20 protein-coding genes are annotated in these 21129 nt (G+C 70.8%); 7 read left to right on the top strand and 13 right to left on the bottom strand.

The annotated features are described in order from the left end of the window. Window positions 1–89 precede the first annotated feature (89 nt). Window positions 90–1013, bottom strand: coding sequence for an LLM class F420-dependent oxidoreductase (locus tag ACIBH4_RS00730; RefSeq protein ID WP_362508823.1), 924 nt, complete (start codon window positions 1011–1013; stop codon window positions 90–92). Window positions 1014–1164: 151 nt separating this feature from the next. On the opposite strand from ACIBH4_RS00730, the gene ACIBH4_RS00725 reads away from it, so the two are divergent. From ACIBH4_RS00725 to ACIBH4_RS00715, 3 genes are all read left to right on the top strand, one after another. Next, entirely contained in the window at window positions 1165–2226 is a 1062-nt protein-coding gene (locus ACIBH4_RS00725; RefSeq protein ID WP_362767703.1) for a hypothetical protein, read from the top strand. Between the two features lie 65 nt (window positions 2227–2291). Next, window positions 2292–3083 (top strand): Clp protease N-terminal domain-containing protein, encoded by a 792-nt coding sequence (locus tag ACIBH4_RS00720; RefSeq protein WP_362767700.1) that lies wholly within the window; start codon window positions 2292–2294, stop codon window positions 3081–3083. 2 nt (window positions 3084–3085) lie between these two features. Then, a complete protein-coding gene (locus tag ACIBH4_RS00715; RefSeq protein ID WP_362508831.1) occupies window positions 3086–3328 on the top strand; it encodes a hypothetical protein in 243 nt (80 codons plus the stop codon). A gap of 144 nt (window positions 3329–3472) precedes the next feature. Here the strand turns inward: ACIBH4_RS00715 and ACIBH4_RS00710 are convergent, their stop codons facing one another. The 3 genes from ACIBH4_RS00710 to ACIBH4_RS00700 form a co-directional block, all read right to left on the bottom strand. Then, on the bottom strand, window positions 3473–4831 hold the full coding sequence (locus ACIBH4_RS00710) for a HAMP domain-containing sensor histidine kinase (protein ID WP_362767757.1): 1359 nt from the start codon (window positions 4829–4831) through the stop codon (window positions 3473–3475). Between the two features lie 204 nt (window positions 4832–5035). Further along, a complete protein-coding gene (locus tag ACIBH4_RS00705; protein ID WP_362508834.1) occupies window positions 5036–6073 on the bottom strand; it encodes a TerC family protein in 1038 nt (345 codons plus the stop codon). Window positions 6074–6356: 283 nt separating this feature from the next. Next, a complete protein-coding gene (locus ACIBH4_RS00700) occupies window positions 6357–6599 on the bottom strand; it encodes a hypothetical protein (RefSeq protein WP_362508837.1) in 243 nt (80 codons plus the stop codon). Between the two features lie 159 nt (window positions 6600–6758). Between ACIBH4_RS00700 and ACIBH4_RS00695 the strand changes: the two genes are divergently transcribed. Both ACIBH4_RS00695 and ACIBH4_RS00690 read left to right on the top strand, forming a co-directional pair. Then, a complete protein-coding gene (locus tag ACIBH4_RS00695) occupies window positions 6759–8015 on the top strand; it encodes a histidine kinase (protein WP_362508840.1) in 1257 nt (418 codons plus the stop codon). Between the two features lies 1 nt (window position 8016). Beyond that, window positions 8017–8679 carry a response regulator transcription factor gene (locus tag ACIBH4_RS00690; RefSeq protein WP_362508843.1) on the top strand — a complete coding sequence of 221 codons (663 nt, stop codon included), beginning with the start codon at window positions 8017–8019 and terminating at the stop codon, window positions 8677–8679. 19 nt (window positions 8680–8698) lie between these two features. On the opposite strand, the gene ACIBH4_RS00685 is transcribed toward ACIBH4_RS00690, so the two are convergent. Both ACIBH4_RS00685 and ACIBH4_RS00680 read right to left on the bottom strand, forming a co-directional pair. Then, a complete protein-coding gene (locus tag ACIBH4_RS00685) occupies window positions 8699–9946 on the bottom strand; it encodes a class I SAM-dependent RNA methyltransferase (protein WP_362767698.1) in 1248 nt (415 codons plus the stop codon). A gap of 67 nt (window positions 9947–10013) precedes the next feature. Continuing rightward, window positions 10014–12056: an APC family permease gene (locus ACIBH4_RS00680; protein ID WP_362508849.1), complete on the bottom strand. Its 2043-nt coding sequence runs from the start codon at window positions 12054–12056 to the stop codon at window positions 10014–10016. 116 nt (window positions 12057–12172) lie between these two features. On the opposite strand from ACIBH4_RS00680, the gene ACIBH4_RS00675 reads away from it, so the two are divergent. Beyond that, a complete protein-coding gene (locus ACIBH4_RS00675; protein ID WP_362508852.1) occupies window positions 12173–12838 on the top strand; it encodes a TrkA family potassium uptake protein in 666 nt (221 codons plus the stop codon). Next, complete coding sequence (locus ACIBH4_RS00670; RefSeq protein WP_350946653.1) at window positions 12838–13509, top strand: TrkA family potassium uptake protein; 672 nt, start codon at window positions 12838–12840, stop codon at window positions 13507–13509. The genes ACIBH4_RS00675 and ACIBH4_RS00670 overlap by 1 nt, the downstream gene beginning before the upstream one ends. A 165-nt stretch (window positions 13510–13674) precedes the next feature. On the opposite strand, the gene ACIBH4_RS00665 is transcribed toward ACIBH4_RS00670, so the two are convergent. The 7 genes from ACIBH4_RS00665 to valS all read right to left on the bottom strand — a co-directional run bounded on the left by ACIBH4_RS00665 (window position 13675) and on the right by valS (window position 21050). Beyond that, window positions 13675–14337, bottom strand: coding sequence for a DUF3159 domain-containing protein (locus tag ACIBH4_RS00665; protein ID WP_362509240.1), 663 nt, complete (start codon window positions 14335–14337; stop codon window positions 13675–13677). A gap of 33 nt (window positions 14338–14370) precedes the next feature. Further along, the gene (locus ACIBH4_RS00660) at window positions 14371–14763 is read right to left on the bottom strand and encodes an OB-fold nucleic acid binding domain-containing protein (RefSeq protein ID WP_362508855.1); all 393 of its coding nucleotides are present in this window, start codon (window positions 14761–14763) and stop codon (window positions 14371–14373) included. Window positions 14764–14812: 49 nt separating this feature from the next. After that, entirely contained in the window at window positions 14813–15487 is a 675-nt protein-coding gene (locus ACIBH4_RS00655; RefSeq protein ID WP_362508858.1) for a DUF3710 domain-containing protein, read from the bottom strand. Window positions 15488–15620: 133 nt separating this feature from the next. Continuing rightward, window positions 15621–16064, bottom strand: a complete 444-nt coding sequence (gene dut / locus ACIBH4_RS00650) for a dUTP diphosphatase (RefSeq protein WP_362508861.1) — start codon at window positions 16062–16064, stop codon at window positions 15621–15623. After that, window positions 16061–16615, bottom strand: coding sequence for a PaaI family thioesterase (locus ACIBH4_RS00645; protein WP_362767695.1), 555 nt, complete (start codon window positions 16613–16615; stop codon window positions 16061–16063). Before ACIBH4_RS00645 ends, dut begins: the two co-directional genes overlap by 4 nt. Window positions 16616–16626: 11 nt before the next feature. After that, window positions 16627–17910 (bottom strand): AI-2E family transporter, encoded by a 1284-nt coding sequence (locus ACIBH4_RS00640; RefSeq protein WP_362767692.1) that lies wholly within the window; start codon window positions 17908–17910, stop codon window positions 16627–16629. 539 nt (window positions 17911–18449) lie between these two features. Then, a complete protein-coding gene (gene valS / locus ACIBH4_RS00635) occupies window positions 18450–21050 on the bottom strand; it encodes a valine--tRNA ligase (RefSeq protein ID WP_362767690.1) in 2601 nt (866 codons plus the stop codon). Window positions 21051–21129: the final 79 nt, after the last annotated feature.

The following is a 21129-nucleotide window of genomic DNA, read 5'->3' as shown; positions in this document are numbered from 1 at the left end:
CCGGTGACGCGGTGACCTCGGGCGCCAGAAAGGAGCGGACCCCGTCCACGAGCGGTGACGTGGATGTGGATGACGCGAAGGCCCGCGGCCTACACGCGGAACAGGATCTCGTCCGCGATGAGCTCAAGGTGGTCGAGATCGTCCAGGTCCAGCACCTGCAGGTAGATCCGCTCGGCGCCCAGCTCGGCGAACCGGCCGATCTTCTCGGCAACCTCGGCGGGGGTGCCCGCCAGACCCGCCGCCCGCAGCGCGGCGAGGTCCTGCCCGGTCGCCGCGGCCCGCCGCTCGATCTCCGCGTCGTCGGAGCCGACGCAGACGGTCTGCGCCACGGACAGGATCACCGGCTCCCTGCCCTCCACCTCACACGCCTTCCTGACCCGGTCGAAGGCCTCCGAGGTGTCCTCGGGAGTGCGGAACGGCACGTTGTACTCGTCGGCGAACCGGGCGACCAGACGCGGGGTGCGCCTGGCGCCGGTGCCGCCGATGATGATCGGCGGCTTCGGGCTCTGCGCGGGCTTGGGCAGCGCGGGCGAGTCGGCCAGCCTGTAGTGGGCGCCCTCGAAGGAGAAGGTCTCGCCCACCGGCGTGGTCCAGAGCCCGACAAGTATCTCCAGCTGCTCCTCGAACCGCCCGAACCGCTCGCCGACCGGCGGGAACGGGATGCCGTACGCGATGTGCTCGGCGTCGTACCAGCCGGTGCCCAGGCCCAGCTCGACCCGCCCGCGGCTCATCTGGTCGACCTGGGCCACACTGATCGCGAGCGGGCCCGGCAGCCGGAAGGTGACCGGCGTGACCAGGGTGCCGAGACGGATCGTGGAGGTGTCCCTGGCCAGGCCCGCCAGGGTCGTCCAGGCGTCGGTGGAGCCGGCCCCCGCGTCGCCGGGGCCGAGTCGCATGTAGTGGTCGGAGCGGAAGAAGGCGTCGAACCCCAGCCGCTCCGCGGCCAGCGCTACCGCCAGCAACTCGTCGTAGGTGGCACCCTGCTGCGGTTCAGTGAAGATCCTCAACTTCATGAGAGCCATTATCCGGGCACTCCGGACGGCATCCGCTGAAAGCCCGCGCCACGGCGGGAACGCTTGCTAACGTTCTGGCCTCTGACGCAACGGGTAGCGGGTCGACCACTCACAGCGATCACCCCCCCTTGGTCGTCGAGGAGGGGATCACATGTCTGTGGCGACCGAACGCCCCGGCACCCGCAGGACCCGCGAGCCCGGCACTCCGCCCCGGCCCCTCGTGGTGCTCGCCTCGATCGCGCTCGCCACGGGCACCGGGACCGCGATCTGGCTGCTGCCCTCCAGGGCGCACGGCGAGTGGGCCGTCGTCGGGCAGGCCGGGCCGAGTGCGACGTCCTCGGGGCCGGTCCCGGGACCGACGGCCACGCCGTCGCCCACACCTGCCGTCGTCCGCCCGTCGGGCTTCGTGACGTTCGTGGACGCGGCCCGCGGGCCGCGTTTCAACCTGTCGAGGGAGATGAGGAGGGGCCATGTGCGCTGGTTCACGCTGGGCCACCTCACCGCCGGGCAGAAGGGCTGCGTGCCCAGGTGGGGAGGGCTCGGGGCGCGGGTCGGCGACCCGCTCCCCGATCGGCTCGCCCCGCTGCGCGCCGCGGGCGGGAACGCGGGAATCGCCTTCGGCGGCCCCGAGGGGCGCGAGCTCGCCGCTGCCTGCTCCGATCTGGCCAGGCTCACCGCCGCCTACCGCCGGGCTATCGGTGTCTTCGGCGCCGACTACATCGACTTCGAGGTTCACGACCTCGGGGATGACGCCGTCGTGCTGCGGCGGGCCAGGGCGATCGCGGCCCTGCAGCGCGAGGCCGCCCGCGAGGACCGTTTCCTCACCGTGAGCTTCACCCTGCCGGTCACGAGGGCGGGCCTGTCCCCGGGCGACCAGGAGATGCTCCGGGCCACCCGGTCGGCGGGCGCCGAGATCGCCGCCGTCAACCTCCTGGCACCCGTCGGCACCGCCCCGGGCACCGGGAGCCGCCTGCGCCCGATCGCCTCGGCCGTTCGTGCCGCGCATCCGCAGATAGCCCGTTCCCTGGGCGAGAGCGCCGCCTGGCATCGGATCGCCCTCACGCCCGTGCTCGCCAGGTCCGGCGACCTCACGCGACTGGAGGCCCGCAGGCTCGCCGCCTTCAGCAGCCGCAACCACCTGGCGTGGATCTCCGCCAGGGGCGCGGCCCTCTCCCCCGGCATCGCCAGGTTCCTCATCGGCGCGACGCGCTAGACAAGCGCCTCCTTTGGGGTTATGAATGGGTTATAACCCTTCTGTAACCCCAAGGGGGCGACCTAATGCCGAAGATCAATGTCTACCTGCCGGACGAGCTGGCCGAGGCGGTGAAGAAGGCGGGCGTGCCGGTCTCCGCCGTCTGCCAGCGGGCTCTGGAGCAGGCCGTACGGCGGGTGACCGCCATCCGCGAGACGGCGCTCGGCGCCTCCGGCCTCGACGACCTGACGGCGCGCCTCACTCACTTCACTCCGCGGGCCAGGGAGGTGGTGAAGCTCTCGGTGGAGCAGGCGAGGGCCCTGGGCGCGACGGAGGTCGGCACCGAGCACCTGCTGGGCGGCATGCTCGCCGAGGGAGGCAATCTAGCGCTCCAGGTTCTCGGCGCCCTGGAGATCGGCCCCGAGGAGGTGCGGCGCCGCCTGGACCGGCTCGGCCTCGACGCCCCGGCCCCTGTCGCCGAGACCACCTCTTCCGAGTCCGACCTCACCTTTGGCGCTCCGGCGGCGGCGGCCCTGGAGATGACCGTCACCGAGGCCACCTCGCTCGGCCACAACTACGTCGGTTGCGAGCACCTGCTCCTCGGGCTGGTCGCGGAACCGGACGGCGCGGCCGGGCGCATCCTGCGGGAGCTGGGCGCCGAGCACCGGCTGACCCGCCACGCGGTCTCGGCCGCACTCGCCGGATACGTCCACCTGAGAGCGCAGACCCGGACCGCCACCACTCCCCCGGTCACCCCCCCGGTCCTGCCCGCCGACGCGGCGAGCGCCCTGTCGGCGGCCGTACGCGAGGAACTGCGCCCCGTCCTGCTCAGGCTCGAACGACTGGAGGAGCGCCTCGGCCCGGCGGACGAGGCGTAGTCGTGGACGCGCCCACCCACGCGACCACGTCCCCGCCCGTACCCACGCCCACTCCCCGTTCCGTACACCCGGTCCTGTGCCTGGCCGCGGGCGTGATCGCACGGCTGGTCACGGGGGTGACCGTCGGCGTGCTCGTGGGGATGGGTTCCGGCGTGTTCGCCGGGGTGCCGGCGGGCATGATCGCGGGCATGATCGTGCGCCTCCCGTGCGCGGGGAGGGCACGGCACCAAAGATCCCTTCCATGACCGGCCGACCGGCATCGCTCACACCTGCGCACACCTGGCGGGATGCTCGCGACTTCACCTCTGCCCGCGCACGAGCCAACGGAGTGACACCGTCGAAGGGCCGTCCCCGGAGAGAGGCGAAGGTGCACCGGTGACAGGGGACCGCTACCCGCTCTCCTCTGTCTCGTCTGGGTCGCGGATGGGGATCCTGGCCACGAAGCGCGCGCCGCGTTCGGAGTCCTCGATGGTCAGCGTCCCGCCGTGGCGCTCGGCGATTCCTCTGGCGATCGCGAGGCCGAGTCCGGTGCCTCCCTGGTCCTTGCTGCGGGCGGCCTCCAGCCGCGCGAAGCGCTGGAACACGTACTCCCGCTGGTCGGGAGAGATCCCGGGCCCGTCGTCGCCGACCTCCAGCACGGCGTCGCCCCCCTCTCGGCGGACCGAGACCGTGACCGTGGAGGTGGCGTGCCGCTCGGCGTTGTCCAGGAGGTTGGCGATCAGCCGGGCGAGCTGGAGCCGGTCCGCGGTGACCACCACGTCCGGCTGGGGGTCGGCCACGACCCTCGCCCGGCGGACACGGCGGGCGAGTTCGGAATCGGCCAGTTCACTCAGGTCCACCCGTTCCCCGAGGTCGACGCCGCCCGCGTCGACCCGGGCGAGTTCGAGCAGGTTGGTGACGATCGCCTGCAGCCGGTGGAGGCTGTCCAGGAGGGCGTCCGCCGTGGCGGGCCAGTCGGCCTCCTCCGGATGCAGCAGCGCCTCCTCCACCTGGGTGCGCATGGCGGTGATGGGACTGCGCAAATCGTGGGAGGCGTCGTAGGCGAACCGCCGTTCCCGCTGGAGCGCCGCCTCCAGCCGGTCCAGGGTCTGGTTCACGATCTCGGCCAGTTGCCGGATCTCGTCGTGGTGCTCGGGCACCGGCACCCTGCGGCCCGGGTCGGTCGAGGTGATCTCGGCCAGCTCGGCGCGCATCGCCTCGATGGGGACGAGGGTCTTGCCGACCGTGCGGTAGGTGCCGACCGCCGTGACTCCGACCAGCAACGCGGATCCGCCCAGCAGCGCGGCCAGCAGGAAATGGTGAACATACGGCGGGACGACGGGCTCGGCACCGTAGATGATCCAGTGGTCTCCGTGCGCGTGGACCCGCAGGCCCACGACGATCACACACGCGTCGGGTTTCGGCGTGCCGCAGACGACCCCGCCCTTCGGCGAGAACTCCTCCGGAGGGACGAAGGAGGCCATGCGCGGCTTGCCGGTCATCCGGGAGTTCGCCGCCACGACCCGGCCGGTCGGTCCCACCACCTGAAGGGCCACGATGCCCAGTTCGGGGAGCACCGGGGGCAGCCGGTCGCGCAGGAGGAGAGGAAGCACGCGCAGCTTCACGCGAAGGATTCGGTCGGCACGGTCCTCCGTCGCGTCCTGGTAGGCGCCCACCAGGATCAACGCGCAGAAGGTCGTGCACAGCAGCGCCATCACGACACCGGCCAGCACCGTCATCCGGGCCCGCACGGACCAGTCGCGCCGCATGTCCACCGTCCCCCACCCCTGACGATCACGCTAAACGCGCGTCGCGCGAGGGAGCGGCGGTCGCCGGGCAAGGAGGCGCAAACTGTGGATCAAGAGAACGGAGCGGACGGGAAGACGCGGTCGCCGCCCCCGAAACCCACGACGGCCACGCTCGAACAGAGGCTCGAGAACGTGGCCGTCGTGGAGGCGGAAAGAGCGGTGTGCCTAGGGTTTCGGCCCCGGCTGGGGTTCTCGTTCGGCGGGTGGGGGGACGGGCTTCGGCTCACGGCGGTTGGCGTACATGCTCGTGATCGTGACGGTGGCCAGAACCCCGACGATGACCCCCAGCGAGAGCGGGGTGGGAATCTCCGGGACCCATGACCAGACGCCGTGCGCCCAGTGCAGGACGAGCTTGATCCCGATGAAGGCCAGGATGATGCTGAGCCCGTGGTTCAGGTGCCGCAGCTTCGCCAGGACGCCCTGGAGCACGAAGTAGAGCGCCCGCAGGCCCATCAGGGCGAAGGCGTTGGTGGCGAAGACGATGAAGGGGTCCTCGGTCACGCCGTACACGGCGGGCACCGAGTCGACGGCGAAGACGATGTCGGTGGCGAAGACGGCCACGATGGCCAACGCCAGCGGAGTCAGGGCGCGGCGGCCGTTCTGGCGAACAACCAGGTGGGAGCCGTGGTAGTCGTTGGTAACCGGCATGAAGCGCCGTAGCAGCCGCACCGAGCGCATGGAGGAGACGTCGATCTTGTGCTCCTCCCCGCTCAGCGCGTCCTTGAAGATCTTCCATGCGGTGAAGAGCAGGATCCCGCCGAAGAGCAGGAACGCCCACGTGCCGCTCTGCAGGACGGCCGCCCCCAGCGCGATGAAGATCGCGCGCAGCACCAGCGCCCCGATGATGCCGTACAGCAGGACTCGCTGGGCCAGCGCGGGCGGGACCGCGAAGGCGGACAGCAGCAGCATGAACACGAACAGGTTGTCCACCGACAGCGACTTCTCCACCACGTAGCCGGTGAAGAACTCCACCGCCACACCGGACCCGAAGGCCCCCCACACGTAGAAGCCGAAGATCAGAGGGAGCACCAGGTAGAAGACCGACCAGCCCACCGCCTCGCGCATCCGCACCTCGTGCGGGCGCCGGGTGATCAGGAAGTCCACGGCCAGCAGCAATATCAGGGCGGCTACGGTGATCGCCCACAGTTGCGGCGAACCGATGGTTTCAAGACTGGCTACCGACAGGACTGTCTCAGCGGACATGACCCTCCTCGAACGCGCGCTCGGCTGTTCGAGGTCTCCTTCGCCTGTTTTCGCAGGCGGCCGCCCGGGGCCGTTATGAAACGTCCGTATTGACCGGGTCGGCTCTTGGGAAGTACTCCCCTCGTCGTCCTAGGTTAGACCGTTTCTCGAGCGGTGCTCTACCCGGGGTTTGAGCGATCTCTGAGCTACGCGGATTTTCGGGCCGGCAAGAAACCCCCACCCGCCGAGGGCGTGCAGGGCCGCCACGGAGGGCCGGGGGCCGTCGTTTCTCCTCTCCGCACGGTCATCCGCGGCCTCGCCGGGTGACCGCGTCACCGGCCGCGCCCACCGCGAGACCGAGGACGATCATGATGACGTAGCTGTAGATCTCGTAACCGCCGGGGGCGAGAAAACGGAGGAATCCCATGAAGTGAATCCAGCCGAACCATTCGTGCAGGAGGCCGCTCGCGCCGCCGGCGACGAGGACGAAGCAGATCAGGCCGGACAGTGCCGCCAGCGGGGACTTCGGCGGGGTGGTGAAGGTCATGCCTCGACGGTAGGCATGTGGTGCCGGGCTCGGGATCGGGCTCAGGATGGCCGGGCGGTGACCAAGGATGGCCGTCGGCGGGCCCTTCGGTCGTACTTAAGTATCCGGTCGCGGCGCGGACGCCGGGACACGGGCGGGAGCCGCGTAAATTTCCGGAGTATGCGCCGCATCCACCGCACCCGCCGCGACTGGGTCACCGACGTGGCGCTGTTCCTCTTCGCCGCCTGTTTCGCCGCTGTCAGCTCGCAGTCCATACCGGTTCCCGAGTCCCTCGACCCCGTGTGGCGGAACGTCGATCAGATGGTCGGAGGACTGGGGTGCGCGGCGGTGTTGTTGCGGCGGCGTCGGCCGGTACCGCTGGCGGTGGTGCTGCTGCTGGCGGGCACCTGGGCGCACTACCTGACCGGTCCGGCGATGGTGGCGGTGTTCACGGTGGCCGCGACCCGTCCGTGGCGGGTCACGGCGTGGGTGGCGGCGCTGGCCTTCGCACCGCTGCCCGTCTTCCTGTGGCAGGTGGCGGAGCTGTCAGGGGAACGTGCGGGATCGGCGCTGACGTACTTCGCGCTGATCGCCGGGGCGATCGGGTGGGGATTGTTCCGGCGCTCCCGGCAGCAGCTGATCGCCTCGCTGCGAGAGCGCGCGGAACTGGCCGAGGCGGACGCGGAGTTGCGGGCCGAATGGGCACGGCGGGAGACGCGGGAGGAGATCGCCCGCGAGATGCACGACATACTCGGTCACCGGCTGTCACTGCTGAGCGTGCACGCCGGAGCGCTGGAGTTCAACCCGGGCGCGCCCCGGGAGGAGATCGCGCGGGCCGCCGGAGTGATCAGGGAGAGCGCCCACCTCGCCCTGCGCGACCTGCGCGAGGTGATCGGGATACTGCGGGCCGGACCGGAGGAGGGCGAGCGACCGCAGCCGGAACTGGCGGACCTGGCCCGGCTGGTGGCTGAGGCACGGGCGACGGGCGGCCGGATCGAGCTGACCGGGCCGCCTGACGGGCAGGTACCGCCGCCCGTGGTGGGGCGCACGGCGTACCGGATCGTGCAGGAGGCGCTGACCAACGCGCGCAAGCACGCGCCCGGCGCGGCGGTGGCGGTGGCGGTGAGCGGGTCCCCTGACGGCCGACTCACGGTGGAGGTCCGTAACACGCCGCCACCGCCACCGGGACCGGCTTCGGTCCGTGGCCTAGGTGAGGGCGGAAGCGGGGACGGAATCGGAGATGGGAGCGGGAACGGGAGCGGAAGCGAGGGCGGGCGGGGGTTGATCGGGCTCGCCGAACGGGCCAGGCTGGCGGGCGGCGAGCTGACGGCCGGCCCCGCCGACGGCGGGTTCCTGGTCCACGCCTGGCTGCCCTGGTCCACGGCGGGCATCGCGTCCACCGCGTGCCGGAGTTCCGCGGACGGGAAGGGGGGATGAGGTGATCCGCGTCCTGCTGGTCGACGACGACGCGATCGTACGGGCCGGGCTGCGCCTGATGCTGGGCGGCGCCCCGGACATCGAGATCGTCGCGGAGGCCGCCGACGGGTCCGAGGTACCCGCCCTGGTCACCGCGCACGGCCCCGACCTGGTGCTGATGGACATCCGGATGCCGGGCGTCGACGGGCTGGCCGCCACCGAGAGGCTCCGGGCCAGGCCCGGTGCTCCGGAGGTGCTGGTCCTGACCACCTTCCACACCGACGCGCACGTGCTGCGGGCGCTGCGCGCCGGCGCGGCCGGGTTCCTTCTCAAGGACACCCCGCCGCAGGACATCGTCACGGCCATCCGGACGGTGTCCGCCGGAGATCCGGTGCTCTCCCCCGCCGTCACCCGCCGGCTCATCGAGCAGGTGGCGGACGGCTCGGGGCAGGGCGACCGGGCCGCCGCCGCCCGTGCCCGGCTGGCGCTGCTGGCCGAACGGGAGCGACAGGTGGCCCTCGCGGTCGGACGCGGCCGCTCCAACGCCGAGATCGCGCGGGAGCTGCATCTGGCGCTGCCGACGGTGAAGACGCACGTGTCGCGGATCCTGACCCGGCTGGATCTCAACAACCGGGTCCAGATCGCGCTGCTGGTCCACGACGCGGGCGCGCCGGAGCACCCGTGAGACCGCCGCCGGTCAGAGCCTAGATCGACTCGCCGACCAGCAGCGCCACGCACTCCACGTGGTGCGTCATCGGGAAGGCGTCGAAGGCCCGCAGGTCGGCGAGGCGGTAGCCTCGCTCGGCGAACCAGGCCAGGTCGCGGGCGAGGGTGGCCGGGTCGCAGGAGACGTACACGATCCGGGTCGCCTGGAGGGTGGTCACGTTCTCGACGACGTCGCGGCCCAGACCCGCCCTGGGCGGGTCGACGACGACCAGGTCCGCGCGCTCGATGCCGAAGCGGTCGAGGGCGTTCTCCACGCGTCCCCTGGCGAAACGGGCCTGGGGCAGGTCGCGGAGGTTGCGCTCCGCGTCGCGGACCGCAACGGACTCGGACTCGACACCGAACACGGCTCCCTCGGGACCGACCGCCTCGGCCAGCCCTGCGGCGAACAGGCCGACGCCGCAGTAGAGGTCGAGGGCCCACTCGCCGGGGCGCGGGGCGGCGAACTCCATGACGGCGTCGAGGAGGGTGGCCGCGGCACCGGGGTGCACCTGCCAGAAACCGCTGCCGGTGACCTGGAAGTCGCGGCCGGCGACCCGCTCGACGAGATGGTTGCGTCCGTGGACGACGCGGCTGCGGCCCTTGCCCTCGTCGACGAAGACGGCCACGCTCGTGTCGAGGTCGGGGATGGCCACCGTGCGCCGGGGCTTGGGGGCGACCACGACCGCCTGGTCACCGGCGCTGGAGGCGATGACCTCCACCGAGGATGCGTTGCGCCAGTTCATCACCTCGGCGCCGACGTTCTCCACCTCGGGGTGGGCGATCAGGCAGGCGTCCACCGGCTCGATGTCGTGGGAGCGGTGGCGGCGCAGGCCCAGGCTCCCGTCTCGCTCGACGGCGAACTGGACGCGGGTGCGCCAGCCGAGCCCGTCGGGGGCTCCGGGGACCTCCTCGACGATGCCCTTCCAGTCGATCGAGGCCAGTCGCTTGAGCTGCTCGGCCACCACGTCGGCCTTCAGTCGGCGCTGGGCGTCGAGGGAGGCGTGCTGCCAGTCGCAGCCGCCACAGCGGCCGGGGCCCGCGAAGGGGCACGGCGGGGTCACCCGGTCGGCGGAGGGCTCCAGGATCTCGACCGCGTCGGCCCGCAGGAACCGGGAGGTCTCCTCGGTGATCTCGGCGACGACGCGCTCGCCGGGCAGCGCGTGCCGCACGAAGACGACCCGCCCGTCATGGCGGGCGACACACCAGCCACCGTGCGCAACCGGTCCCACCGTCAGTTCGATCGTCATGGCCGTCGCCCCCAAGAGAAAATCGTCGTCGGTCGAGCCTCCTCGCGTCAGGAGCACCTACGAAAGGTTATGCCTTGACGTCCTCGTCCCGCGCCGCCTCCTGACGCGGACGGCGTACGGCGCCCGGCGCGAGGGGCTCGGGGCGGCCCTTGAGCCGGTCGGAGGAGTGCAGCTGCCAGGGCACGCTGATGACCATCACGCCTGGCTGGAACAGCAGGCGGCCCTTCAGGCGCAGCGCGCTCTGGTTGTGCAGGAGGTGCTCCCACCAGTGGCCGACGACATATTCGGGAATGTAGACACTCACCACGTCCCGGGGGGAACGGCGGCGCAGCGACTTGACGTACTCCAGGATCGGCCTGGTGATCTCGCGGTAGGGCGAGTCGAGCATCTTCAGCGGCACCGGGATGCCGCGCCGCTCCCACTCCTCCTGCAGCGCCCTGGCCTCCGGTCCCTCCACGCCCACGGTGATCGCCTCCAGCGTGGAGGGACGGGTGGCGCGGGCATAGGCGAGAGCGCGCAGGGTCGGCTTGTGGATCTTGGAGACCAGGACGATGACGTGGTTGCGCGCGGGCAGCATCGTCTCGTCCACCTGGGAGTCCTCGGCGACGGCGAGTTCGGCCGCCACGTTCTCGTAGTGGCGGTGGATGCCCTTCATCATCAAAAAAAGCACCGGCATGGCCACGCAGACGATCCAGGCGCCGTGGGTGAACTTGGTGACCAGCACCACCACCAGCACCAGGCCGGTCATGACGCCGCCGAAGAAGTTGATCGTCCGCGAGCGGTGCATCTGGTGGCGGACCCTGGGGTCGGTCTCGGTTCTCAGGTGCCTGCTCCAGTGCCTGACCATGCCGATCTGGCTCAGCGTGAACGACACGAAGACGCCCACGATGTAGAGGTTGAGCAGGCGGCTGACGTCGGCGTCGAAGCCCCACAGCAGCAGGCAGGCCCCGGCGGCGAGGATCACGATGCCGTTGGAGAAGGCGAGCCGGTCACCCCTGGTGTGCAGCTGGCGGGGCAGGTAGCGGTCCTGGGCCAGGATCGAGCCGAGCACGGGAAAACCGTTGAAGGCGGTGTTGGCGGCGAGGAACAGGATCAGCGCGGTGACGGCGGCGATGAAGAAGAAGGGAAGCGAGCCGTTCCCGAAGACCGCGTCCGCCACCTGGGCGATGATCGGCTGCTGGTAGTAGCCGGGCCCGGCGGGCCGGCCGTCGATGAGGACGTCGCGGTAGGCGACGGCGGGGTCGGCGACCTTGACGTCCGAGGCCAGCGCGAGGGTGATGATGCCGACGAACATCGTCACCGAGACCAGGCCCATCATCAGCAGGGTGTTCGCGGCGTTCCTGCTCTTGGGCTTGCGGAAGGCGGGCACGCCGTTACTGATCGCCTCGACGCCGGTGAGCGCGGCACAGCCTGAGGAGAACGCGCGCAGGATCAGGAAGGCCGCCGCGAAGGAGGTCAGGTTCGTCTGCTCGGCGATGATCTCGTACCCGGCGGTGGGCGCGTGCAGCTCGTCACCGAGGATCAGCACCCGGAATCCGCCCCATGCGATCAGGCCGAGGACCGCGAACATGAAGGTGTAGGTGGGGATCGCGAAGGCCGCGCCCGACTCGCGGATGCCGCGCAGGTTGACCACGGTCAGCAGCACGACGATGACGATCGCGACCAGCGTCTTGTGCTGGGCGACGTACGGGATGGTGGCGCCCACGTAGTCGACGCCGTTGGCGACCGAGACCGCGACGGTGAGCACGTAGTCGACCATCAGGGCGCTGGCGACGGTGAGACCGGCGTTCGGGCCGAGGTTGACGGTGGCGACCTCGTAGTCGCCACCCCCGCTGGGGTAGGCGTACACGTTCTGCCGGTACGACGCCACGACGGTGAGCATCACCACGACGACGGCGACGGCCACCCAGGGGCTGAAGTGGTAGAAGGAGAGTCCCGCGAGGGAGAGGATGACCAGGATCTCCTGCGGGGCGTACGCGACGGAGGAGAGGGCGTCACTCGCGAAAACGGGGAGCGCGATGCGCTTGGGGAGCAGTTGCTCGTGTAGCTGCGTGCTACGCAGCGCCCGCCCGATGAAAAGGCGTTTGACAAGGTCCGTCACCTTCGACACGTCTGCAGATGCTAGCCGTTATTACTCGGCCCCACTCACGCGGCACTCCCGGGGCGGTCCATACTGGCTGAATACATCGGGAACAAGATCCGCCTCACAGCGACCGGCGGGGGAGCATGCATATCGTGATCATGGGGTGTGGGCGGGTCGGTTCGACCCTGGCGCACATCCTTGAGGACAGCGGCCACTCGGTCGCGATCATCGACCAGGACCCGCAGGCGTTCCGCCGCCTGCGGGCGGGGTTCAGGGGTCGCAGGGTGACCGGGGTCGGCTTCGACAGGGACGTCCTGGAAGAGGCCGGCATCGAGGCCGCGGGAGCCTACGTGGCGGTGAGCAGTGGAGACAACTCCAACATCATCTCCGCCAGGGTCGCCCGCGAGACGTTCGGCGTGGACAACGTCGTGGCCAGGATCTACGACTCCCGGCGCGCCGAGGTCTACCAGCGGCTGGGCATCCCCACCGTGGCCACGGTCCGCTGGACCGCCGACCAGATCCTGCGCCGCGTCCTGCCCGAGGGCGCCGAGCCGCTCTGGCGCGACCCCAGCGGGCGCGTGGTGCTGGCGGAGGTGGCCTACCACCCCGGCTGGATCGGCACCCTCACGAGGGACCTGGAGGCGGCGGCGGGCACCCGCCTGGCGTTCGTCAACCGGATCGGCGACACCCTGCTGCCCAGGAACGACTCGGTGGTGCAGGAGGGCGACATACTGCACGTCATGGCGGTCGAGGCCGACATGGACCGCATCAACAAGGTGTTGTCCGGAGCGCCGGAGAAGGAGCACTGATGCGCGTCACCATCGCCGGCGCGGGGGCGGTCGGCCGGTCGATCGCCGCCGAGCTCCTGGAGAACGGCCACGAGGTCCTGCTCGTCGACATCGACCCCAAGGCCATCAAGATCGATACCGTGCCGCGGGCGGAGTGGCTGCTCGCCGACGCCTGCGAGATCTCCTCGCTGGACGAGGCGGGCCTCGCCGACTGCCACGTGGTCATCGCCGCCAGCGGTGACGACAAGGTCAACCTGGTGGTGTCACTGCTCGCCAAGACGGAGTACGGCGTGCCTCGCGTGGTCGCCAGGATCAACCACCCCAAGAACGAGTGGCTGTTCAACGAGTCGTGGGGCGTCGACGTGGCCGTCTCGACCCCGCGCCTGCTGAGCGCGCTGGTCGAGGAGGCGGTGAGTGTCGGCGACCTGGTGCGGCTGATGACCTTCCGCCAGGGCCAGGCCAACCTGGTCGAGCTCACCCTGCCCGAGGACGCGCCGGTCGTCGGCCAGCGCGCCGGCTCGGTTCCGTGGCCCAACGACACCGCCCTGGTCGCGATCCTGCGCGAGGGCCGGGTGCTGGTGCCCACCGCCGACGACCCGCTGGAGGCCGGCGACGAGTTGATGTTCGTGGCCAGCCAGGAGGTCGAGGAGGAGCTGGCCGAGCTCCTGTCCCCGCACCGCACGCCCCGCTGAACCCGCGCTCCCTCGCACCGGGCGAACCGGTCCTCCCGCACCGCGTGCCGGGGGATCGGCGCCGGGTCCAGGGCCGGGAAGCCGTATGTGACATCCGGAGGGGCCGGACGGGTTGCCGCCCGGCGGACCGAGAAGCTCTTCGCGAAGACGAAGGCGGCGCGGCGGTCAGGAGACCGCGGGCCGCACCGGGGTCCTGCCGCGGGCGAGGAGCCACACCATGGCAGCGAGCGCCGCGACCTGGAGCGGCCAGCCCATCGCGATCTTGAGGATGCCCAGCTGGGCGACCGCGTCGTCCCTGCCGATCAGATAGACGGGGAGTTGCACCGCCACCCGGATCACGCACGGGATCATCAGCAGCCAGGTGAGCCTGATGCACAACTTCACCACCGCCGGATCCGCGCGCCACGCGGTCGGGTCGCCGGTGACGGATCCGATGAGAAAGCCCACGACCGGCCATCGGGTGATGATCGACAGCAGCATGACCACGGAGTATCCGGCGTTGTAGAGGATGCCCGGCAGGAAGACATCCTCCGCCTGGCCGGTACGGGAGGCGAAGAAGGCGCCGATGCCGATGCCGATCAGGCTGTTGATCACGAACTGCGGCGTCGAGCGTTGCAGCAGCCGCACGACGAGCAGTAGCACCGCGGCCGAGATGCTCACGATCAGGGACGGCCTCAGCTCCGAGGTGGTGATCCACATGCCGGTGAAGGCGATGGTGGGCACGGCGGCCTCGATCACGCCTCGCACTCCGCCGAAGGCCTTGGCAAGCTGGCTGCGGATCACGGCCTCGACCGTGTCGTGCGCGGCGGTCTCACCGGTGGTGGTCATCTTCTCGCTCACCGTCTTGGGATCGTCAATCACTCACGCACCGCCCGCTGGGCGCAGCTCGTATCTCGGATTGAACATGACTTTGCGGCCATCCTGCACGCTGACGAGCCCTTCCGCCAGCACCAGGCGTCCCGGCTCGATACCGGCGATCTTCCTACGGCCCAGCCATATCAGGTCAATCACATCGGAACCATCGTAAAGCTCCGCCTCCAGCGCCGGAGCGCCCCCGCGAGGGCGCAGCGTCACCGTCCGTAGGGTGCCGGTGACGCAGAAGCGGCGGCGCGTGCCGCAGGAGACGATGGGTGTGGCGCCGTGACGATCGAGGTCCTGCTGGAGCTCGTCGGCCTCCAGTTCGGCCTGGCCTGCGGTCAACCGGCGGAAGAATCCCCGCAGACCGCCCTGTTTGTGCGGCTCCTGAGAACCCACGGACCTCTCCTTCACACCCGAGTCGAACCAGCGTACGCGATCGGGCCCGTCAGCGAATCTCGGCGATCTCCGGTCCCCGGTCGAACGGTTTGAGATCGGGCACCTCTCCCCCGGCGGCCTGCTGCTCCGCGGCCTGCTTGGCCTCGGGCGGCAGCCGGAGCTCGATGGCCTCCTTGGGAGCCATGGGCTCGTCGCCGCGTACCACGACCATGTCCCTGACGACACCCTCCAGCGTCTCGGCGGCCCCGGCGTCCTCCGCCGCCTTACCGCTGATCACCGCGCGCAGGAACCAGCGCGGCCCGTCCACCCCGATGTAGCGGACCGGCTGCTCGCCGCCCTCCGCGGGGATCCTCGCGCTCAGCTCGACACCGAACGCCCCCTCCCGCTCCTCGGCGGTGCCTCCGGCGCCCTTGACCCCCTCGGCCAGCTCGGCCCTGACCTCGTCCCAGATCCCGCTCCGCTTGGGCGCCGCGAAGGCGTGCACCTGCAGGGCACTCCCCTCGAACAGCACCACGGCACCGACGATCTGATCGCCGGCCAGATTGAGCTGCACCTCGAAACCGGCGTCCACCGGCAGGCGCATGCCTCCGAGGTCGACCCGTTCGCGCTCGGGGTGGGGCTCGTCCGCGTCCCACGGCCCCGACTCCCGCGACGGTACCCGCTCGACCTCTTCCACCGCGGCCTTGGCGGCCGGGGACTTCTCACGACGGCTACGTCCGAACACTTCTCTCACGCTCCTTGAAGATTCACTCGTCACTCGTCACCCGCCGGGCGCGGCGGCCGCTCTCCGGGGCCGGGAGGATGCCCCGCCCTCGGATCGCCGGCCGTTCCGTCCACCTCGCCGGGATCACTTCCTGTCAGCGGCCGGTGGACCCGAACCCACCGGCGCCTCGCACCGAACCGGGCAGCCGGTCCACCTCGTGGAACGCCGCCTTCTCCACCTTCTGGATCACCAGCTGCGCGACCCGGTCTCCTTTGCGCAGCCGTACGACGCTCTTGGTGTCGGTGTTGATCAGCGTCACCTTGATCTCCCCCCGGTACCCCGCGTCGACGGTGCCGGGCGCGTTGACGAGCGTCACGCCATACCTGGAGGCCAGGCCCGAACGCGGGTGGACGAACGCGGCGTACCCGTCGGGCAGGGCGATCGCCAGCCCCGTGCCGACCACGGCTCGCTCACCGGGGAGGAGCTCGACGTCCTCGGCGGCGTGGAGGTCGGCGCCCGCGTCGCCCGGATGGGCGTACGAAGGCGGCGGCAGGTCGGGGTCGAGCCGGTGGATCAACACCTCGACGGTGTGGGTCACGGGTTCACCTCGTACTCGTGGTGCTCGTCGGCGATCTTCTGAATGTCACCGTGCTTGGCGAAATGCTCCATGCCCACCTCGACGAAGAGGGCAGCGGCCCGCACGGCGACCGGGCCGTCCGGGGAACCGATCCGGCCCTCAGCCTCAAGGTACGCCTTCCTGCCGGACATGCCGTTGCACCAGGCGCGCAAATGCAGGGCGGTGCCCACGGGAACCGGCGCGAGATAGTCGGTCTCCAGCCGGGCGGTGACGTAGGGGCGCTGGAAGAGCCACACGGACATACCGATTACCTCGTCCATCGCCGCGGCGAGCACACCACCGTGCGCCAGGCCGGGCGCGCCCTGGTGGGTCTCCTCCACGGTGAACTCGGCGACCACCGTGATCCCGTCGGGGCTGAGAGCGGTCAGGCGCAGGCCGTTCGGGTGGTCGGCACCGCAGCCGAAGCAGCGGCTGTAGTGGGAACCGAGCGGGGTGCCGGGAGCGGGAGCGCCGGGATGCGGCGTCGGGCGGGTCGCATCCGGCGGAGGGGTGGTCAGGGCGGAACGGGTCACGGGGCAGAACGTTACCGCCTGGGCTGCGGTGATTCCTCATTCGCCGGTTTTCCCTCCGCACCGGCCCGCGGCCCGCCGGAACCGCTGCTCGGCCCCTCGGGACCACCGGGACCACCGGGACCACCGGGACCACCGGGACCACCGGGACCACCGGGACCACCGGGACCACCGGGACCGCCGGGGCCGTGAGGTTCTCCGGGATCGGGGCGTGGCGGGGCAGGTGGCAGGGCAGGCCGGGAATCACCCCTGAGGAGCTCCGGCAGCGCGCGGTAGATCACCGCGGCCACCGGCACCGCCACGGCGGCCCCGGCGATGCCCGCCAGGATGCCGCCCACCGCAAGCACCAGAATGATCGCCAGCGGGTGGAAGTGCAGCACCCTGCCGACGATCAGCGGCTGGAGCACGTGGTTCTCCAGCTGCTGCTCCACGACCAGGACGCCGAGGAAGATCAGAGCGTAGATCGGGCCCTTGGCACCGAGGGTGACCAGGGTGGCCACGGCCCCGGCGAAGAAGATTCCGACGATGGGGATGAAGCTGGCCAGGAAGATCAGCACCGCGAGCGGCGCCCAGAGCGGCACGCCCATCCCCGCGAGCACGATGCCCATGATCACACCGTGCACGGCGGCCACCGCGACCGTACCCTGCACGTAGTGCGAGAGCGTCACCCAGGCGGCCCTGCCGGCCCTGTCGACGCGGGGCGCGACGTCACCGAAGCCCTTCAGGAACCACGACCAGATCTGGTCGCCGTCCTTGAGCAGGAAGAACGTCACGAACAGCAGCAGCACGATGGAGGCGAGCACCTCCAGTGCCACCGTGGCGCCGGTGAGGACCGTCTGGGTGATCTGGTTGCGCTGGGTGGTGATCTGCCGCCCGATCTCGTCGACCCAGCTGGAGATCTGGGTCGGCTGCAGGTGCAGGGGGCCGGTGTAGAGCCAGTTCTCGACGCTCTTGACCGTCACGCGTAACTGGTCGAGGAGACCGGGGAACTCGTCGTTGGCACGCACCCCGATGATCCAGCCGGTGCCGCCGAGCACGGCGAGCGCGATGATCATCGTGAGCCAGGTGGCGTAGATGGGCCGCATGCCCATCGCGCCGAACCTCCGGGTGAGCGGGAACAGCAGCGCGGTCAGCAGGAGCGCGACGGCCACCGGCAGCGCCACGATGCGCAGCGTCGCGATGAACTGCGCGAAGTAGAGGACCGCCCAGCCGATGATGATCAGGCAGAGGCTCCACATCGCGATGCGCAGCAGCGTGCGAGGCACCAGGTTGGTGAGGCGTTCCCGGTCGGAGATCACATGTTCAAGACTGTCACGCCGGGAGTATGAATGCGCGGGGGTTATCGCAGGAACACGAAACGCGGTGGTTCGTCCGTGCGTCGGGCGCCGGCGCCCGTCCCGCGCCCACCCGGCAGGGATGCCGGCGCCCATCCCGCCGGGGTGGCACCCACCCTGCCGGGTCGGTGGCACACCCCGGCGGGATCGACACCCGCCCGTGACCGGGAACCGGCGCCCCTGGTCACGGGCCGATGCTCACCGATCCCGAGCCGAGGCCCACCGGTCACCACTCACCGGATGAGCGCTCACCCGGCAGGGGTCAGCGCTCATCCGGCGGGCGCGAGATCACCCTGTCTTCGAGGTAGCAGCTGCAGTTGCCACATCCTGGCGGCATGCCTGTCCTCCTCTCACCTGTCCTGCCTCGACCGTACGGCAGGACGCCCCGACGGGAAGGACAGATTCGCGTGCGCGCCCGGAGCGCGGATCCCGCCCGGGACACCTCGGCCGGGCGAGGAGCCGGACCTCACCGGGAGGCGTACCTCCGCGCCTCGGGCCCACCGTCAGGTGAGAGCGACCTCCACGAGAAGATCTCCCTCGCCCTCGTGGAGCACGAACTCGTCGATGACGCCCGCGCCGCACAGGTCGTCCTGCGCCTGGCGCACGAGGGCGGCCCGCGCACCGGTGACGGTCAGCCGGGAGACCTCCGCGCGCATGGAGAGGCGCGCGTCGGACTTGGCCTTGCGGACCCGGCCGAGGACGGCGGCCACCACGGGCAGCAACTCGGGGTCGCCTCCGCGCTCACGCGCCTCTGGCCAGGCGGCCCGGTGCACCGAGCCCTCACGCCACCAGGACCAGACCTCCTCGGTGACGAAGGGCAGGAAGGGGGCGAACAACCGGAGCATGACGTCGAGCGCCTCGCGCAGCGCCGCGTGCGCCGAACGCGCCGCTGTGTTTCCGCCGTTCCCGCCGTTCCCACCGTTCCCGCCGTTTCCGTCGCCTCCGGTCGCGGTGTTCGCGTCGTCGTAGGCCCTCGCCTTGACCAGCTCCAGGTAGTCGTCGCAGAACTCCCAGAAGAACCGCTCGGTCCGCTCCAGCGCGCGGGTGTAGTCGTAGCCCTCGAACGCCTCGGTGGCCTCGTGGACCACCTCCGACAGCCGGGCCAGCATCGACAGGTCGATCGGCTCGGTGACCTCCCCGCCCCCCTCACCCAGGCCAAGGACGAACCTGGAGGCGTTCAGGATCTTGATGGCCAGGCGGCGGCCGACCTTGATCTGACCGGTGTCGAACGCCGTGTCGGTGCCGGGACGGCCGCTCGCCGCCCAGTAGCGAACCGCGTCGGAGCCGTACTGCTCCAGCAGACCCAGCGGGGTGACCACGTTGCCCAGGGACTTGGACATCTTCTTGCGGTCGGGATCGAGGATCCACCCGGAGATCGCGACATCGCTCCAGGGCAGGGTGCCCTGCTCCAGGTGCGCGCGGACCACGGTGGAGAACAGCCAGGTCCGGATGATCTCGTGGGCCTGCGGGCGCAGGTTCATCGGGAAGACCCGCTCGAACAGGTCCTGGTCGCGCTCCCAGCCCCCGGCGATCTGCGGCGTCAGCGAGGAGGTGGCCCAGGTGTCCATCACGTCCTGGTCTCCGATGAAACCGCCTGCCTTGCCGCGCTGGTCCTCGGTGTAGCCGCGCGGAACGTCGGTGGACGGGTCGATCGGCAGCGCGGACTCCGGCGGCATGATCGGCGCGGAGCGGTCGGGCTCGCCCTCGTCGTCCAGCGGGTACCAGACCGGGATGGGCACGCCGAAGAACCTCTGCCGGGAGATCAGCCAGTCGCCCGCCAGGCCCTGCACCCAGCTGTCGTAGCGGACCCGCATGTGCGGCGGGTGCCAGGACAGCTCCGCGCCGCGCGCCAGGAGCGCGTCGCGCAGGGCGAGGTCGCGCCCGCCGTTGCGGATGTACCACTGGCGAGTGGTGACGATCTCCAGCGGCCGGTCGCCCTTCTCGTAGAACTTCACCGCGCGCCTGGTGGGCCGCGGCTCGCCCTCCATGTCACCCGACGCGCGCAGCAGCTCCACGATCCGCTCACGGGCGCCGTGCACGGTCCTGCCCGCCAGCTCCGCGTACGGCTCCTCCGGCACGCCCTCGGGCGCGTCCGGCAGCAGCCTGCCGTCCCAGCCGATGACGGCGCGGGTGGGCAGGTCGAGCTCGCGCCACCAGACGACGTCGGTGACGTCGCCGAAGGTGCAGATCATCGCGATGCCCGAACCCTTGTCCGGCTCGGCCAGGTGGTGGGCGAGCACCGGCACCTCGACGCCGAACAGCGGTGTCCTGACCGTGGTGCCGAACAGGGGCCGGTAACGCTCGTCGTCCGGGTGGGCGACGAGCGCGACGCAGGCGGGAAGCAGCTCGGGGCGGGTCGTCTCGATCCAGACCCGGTCGCCGAACCCCCGGGCCCGCTGCTCCTCCGACAGGCCGAAGCCCAGCCGGTGGAAGGCGCCGGGCCACTCCCGGTCCTCCAGCTCGGCCTGGGCGACGGCGGTGCGGAAGGTGACGTCCCACAGCGTGGGCGCCTGCGCCACGTACGCCTCACCCCTGGCGAGGTTGCGCAGGAAGGCGCGCTGGGAGGCGGCCCGCGCGGCGCCGCCGATGGTGGCGTACGTCAGTGACCAGTCGACCGAGAGGCCCAGGCGACGCCAGAGTTCCTCGAAGACCTTCTCGTCCTCGACGGTGAGCCGCTCGCACAGCTCGATGAAGTTTCCGCGGGAGATCGGGATCTGCCGCTTGGGGTCGGGTCTGGCCGGAGGCTCGAACGAGGGGTCGTAGGCGATGGAGGGGTCGCAGCGCACGCCGAAGTGGTTCTGCACCCGGCGCTCGGTGGGCAGGCCGTTGTCGTCCCAGCCCATGGGGTAGAAGACCTCGCGCCCGCGCATGCGCTGGAAGCGGGCGACGGTGTCGGTGTGGGTGTAGGAGAAGACGTGGCCGACGTGGAGGGAACCGGAGACGGTCGGCGGCGGGGTGTCGATCGAGTAGATCTCCTCGCGCGTGCGTGACCTGTCGAAGCGGTAGATCCCCTCGGTCTCCCAGCGGCCCGACCATACGACTTCCAGGCCGTCGAGAGTCGGTTTCTCGGGCATGGAAGCGGGGCGCGGACGCTGATGTGTCATGCCTCCCTATGGTATGGCTTCACGCGATACGACGCTCGGGGAGACTAGTGTTCTTGGGGCGAGCCACGAAACGGGAGGA

The sequence above is a fragment of the Streptosporangium sp. NPDC050284 genome, assembly GCF_044459525.1.
Taxonomy (GTDB): domain Bacteria; phylum Actinomycetota; class Actinomycetes; order Streptosporangiales; family Streptosporangiaceae; genus Streptosporangium.
Note: the sequence above shows the minus strand (reverse complement) of the source record. Positions and strands in the feature narration are given on the sequence as shown.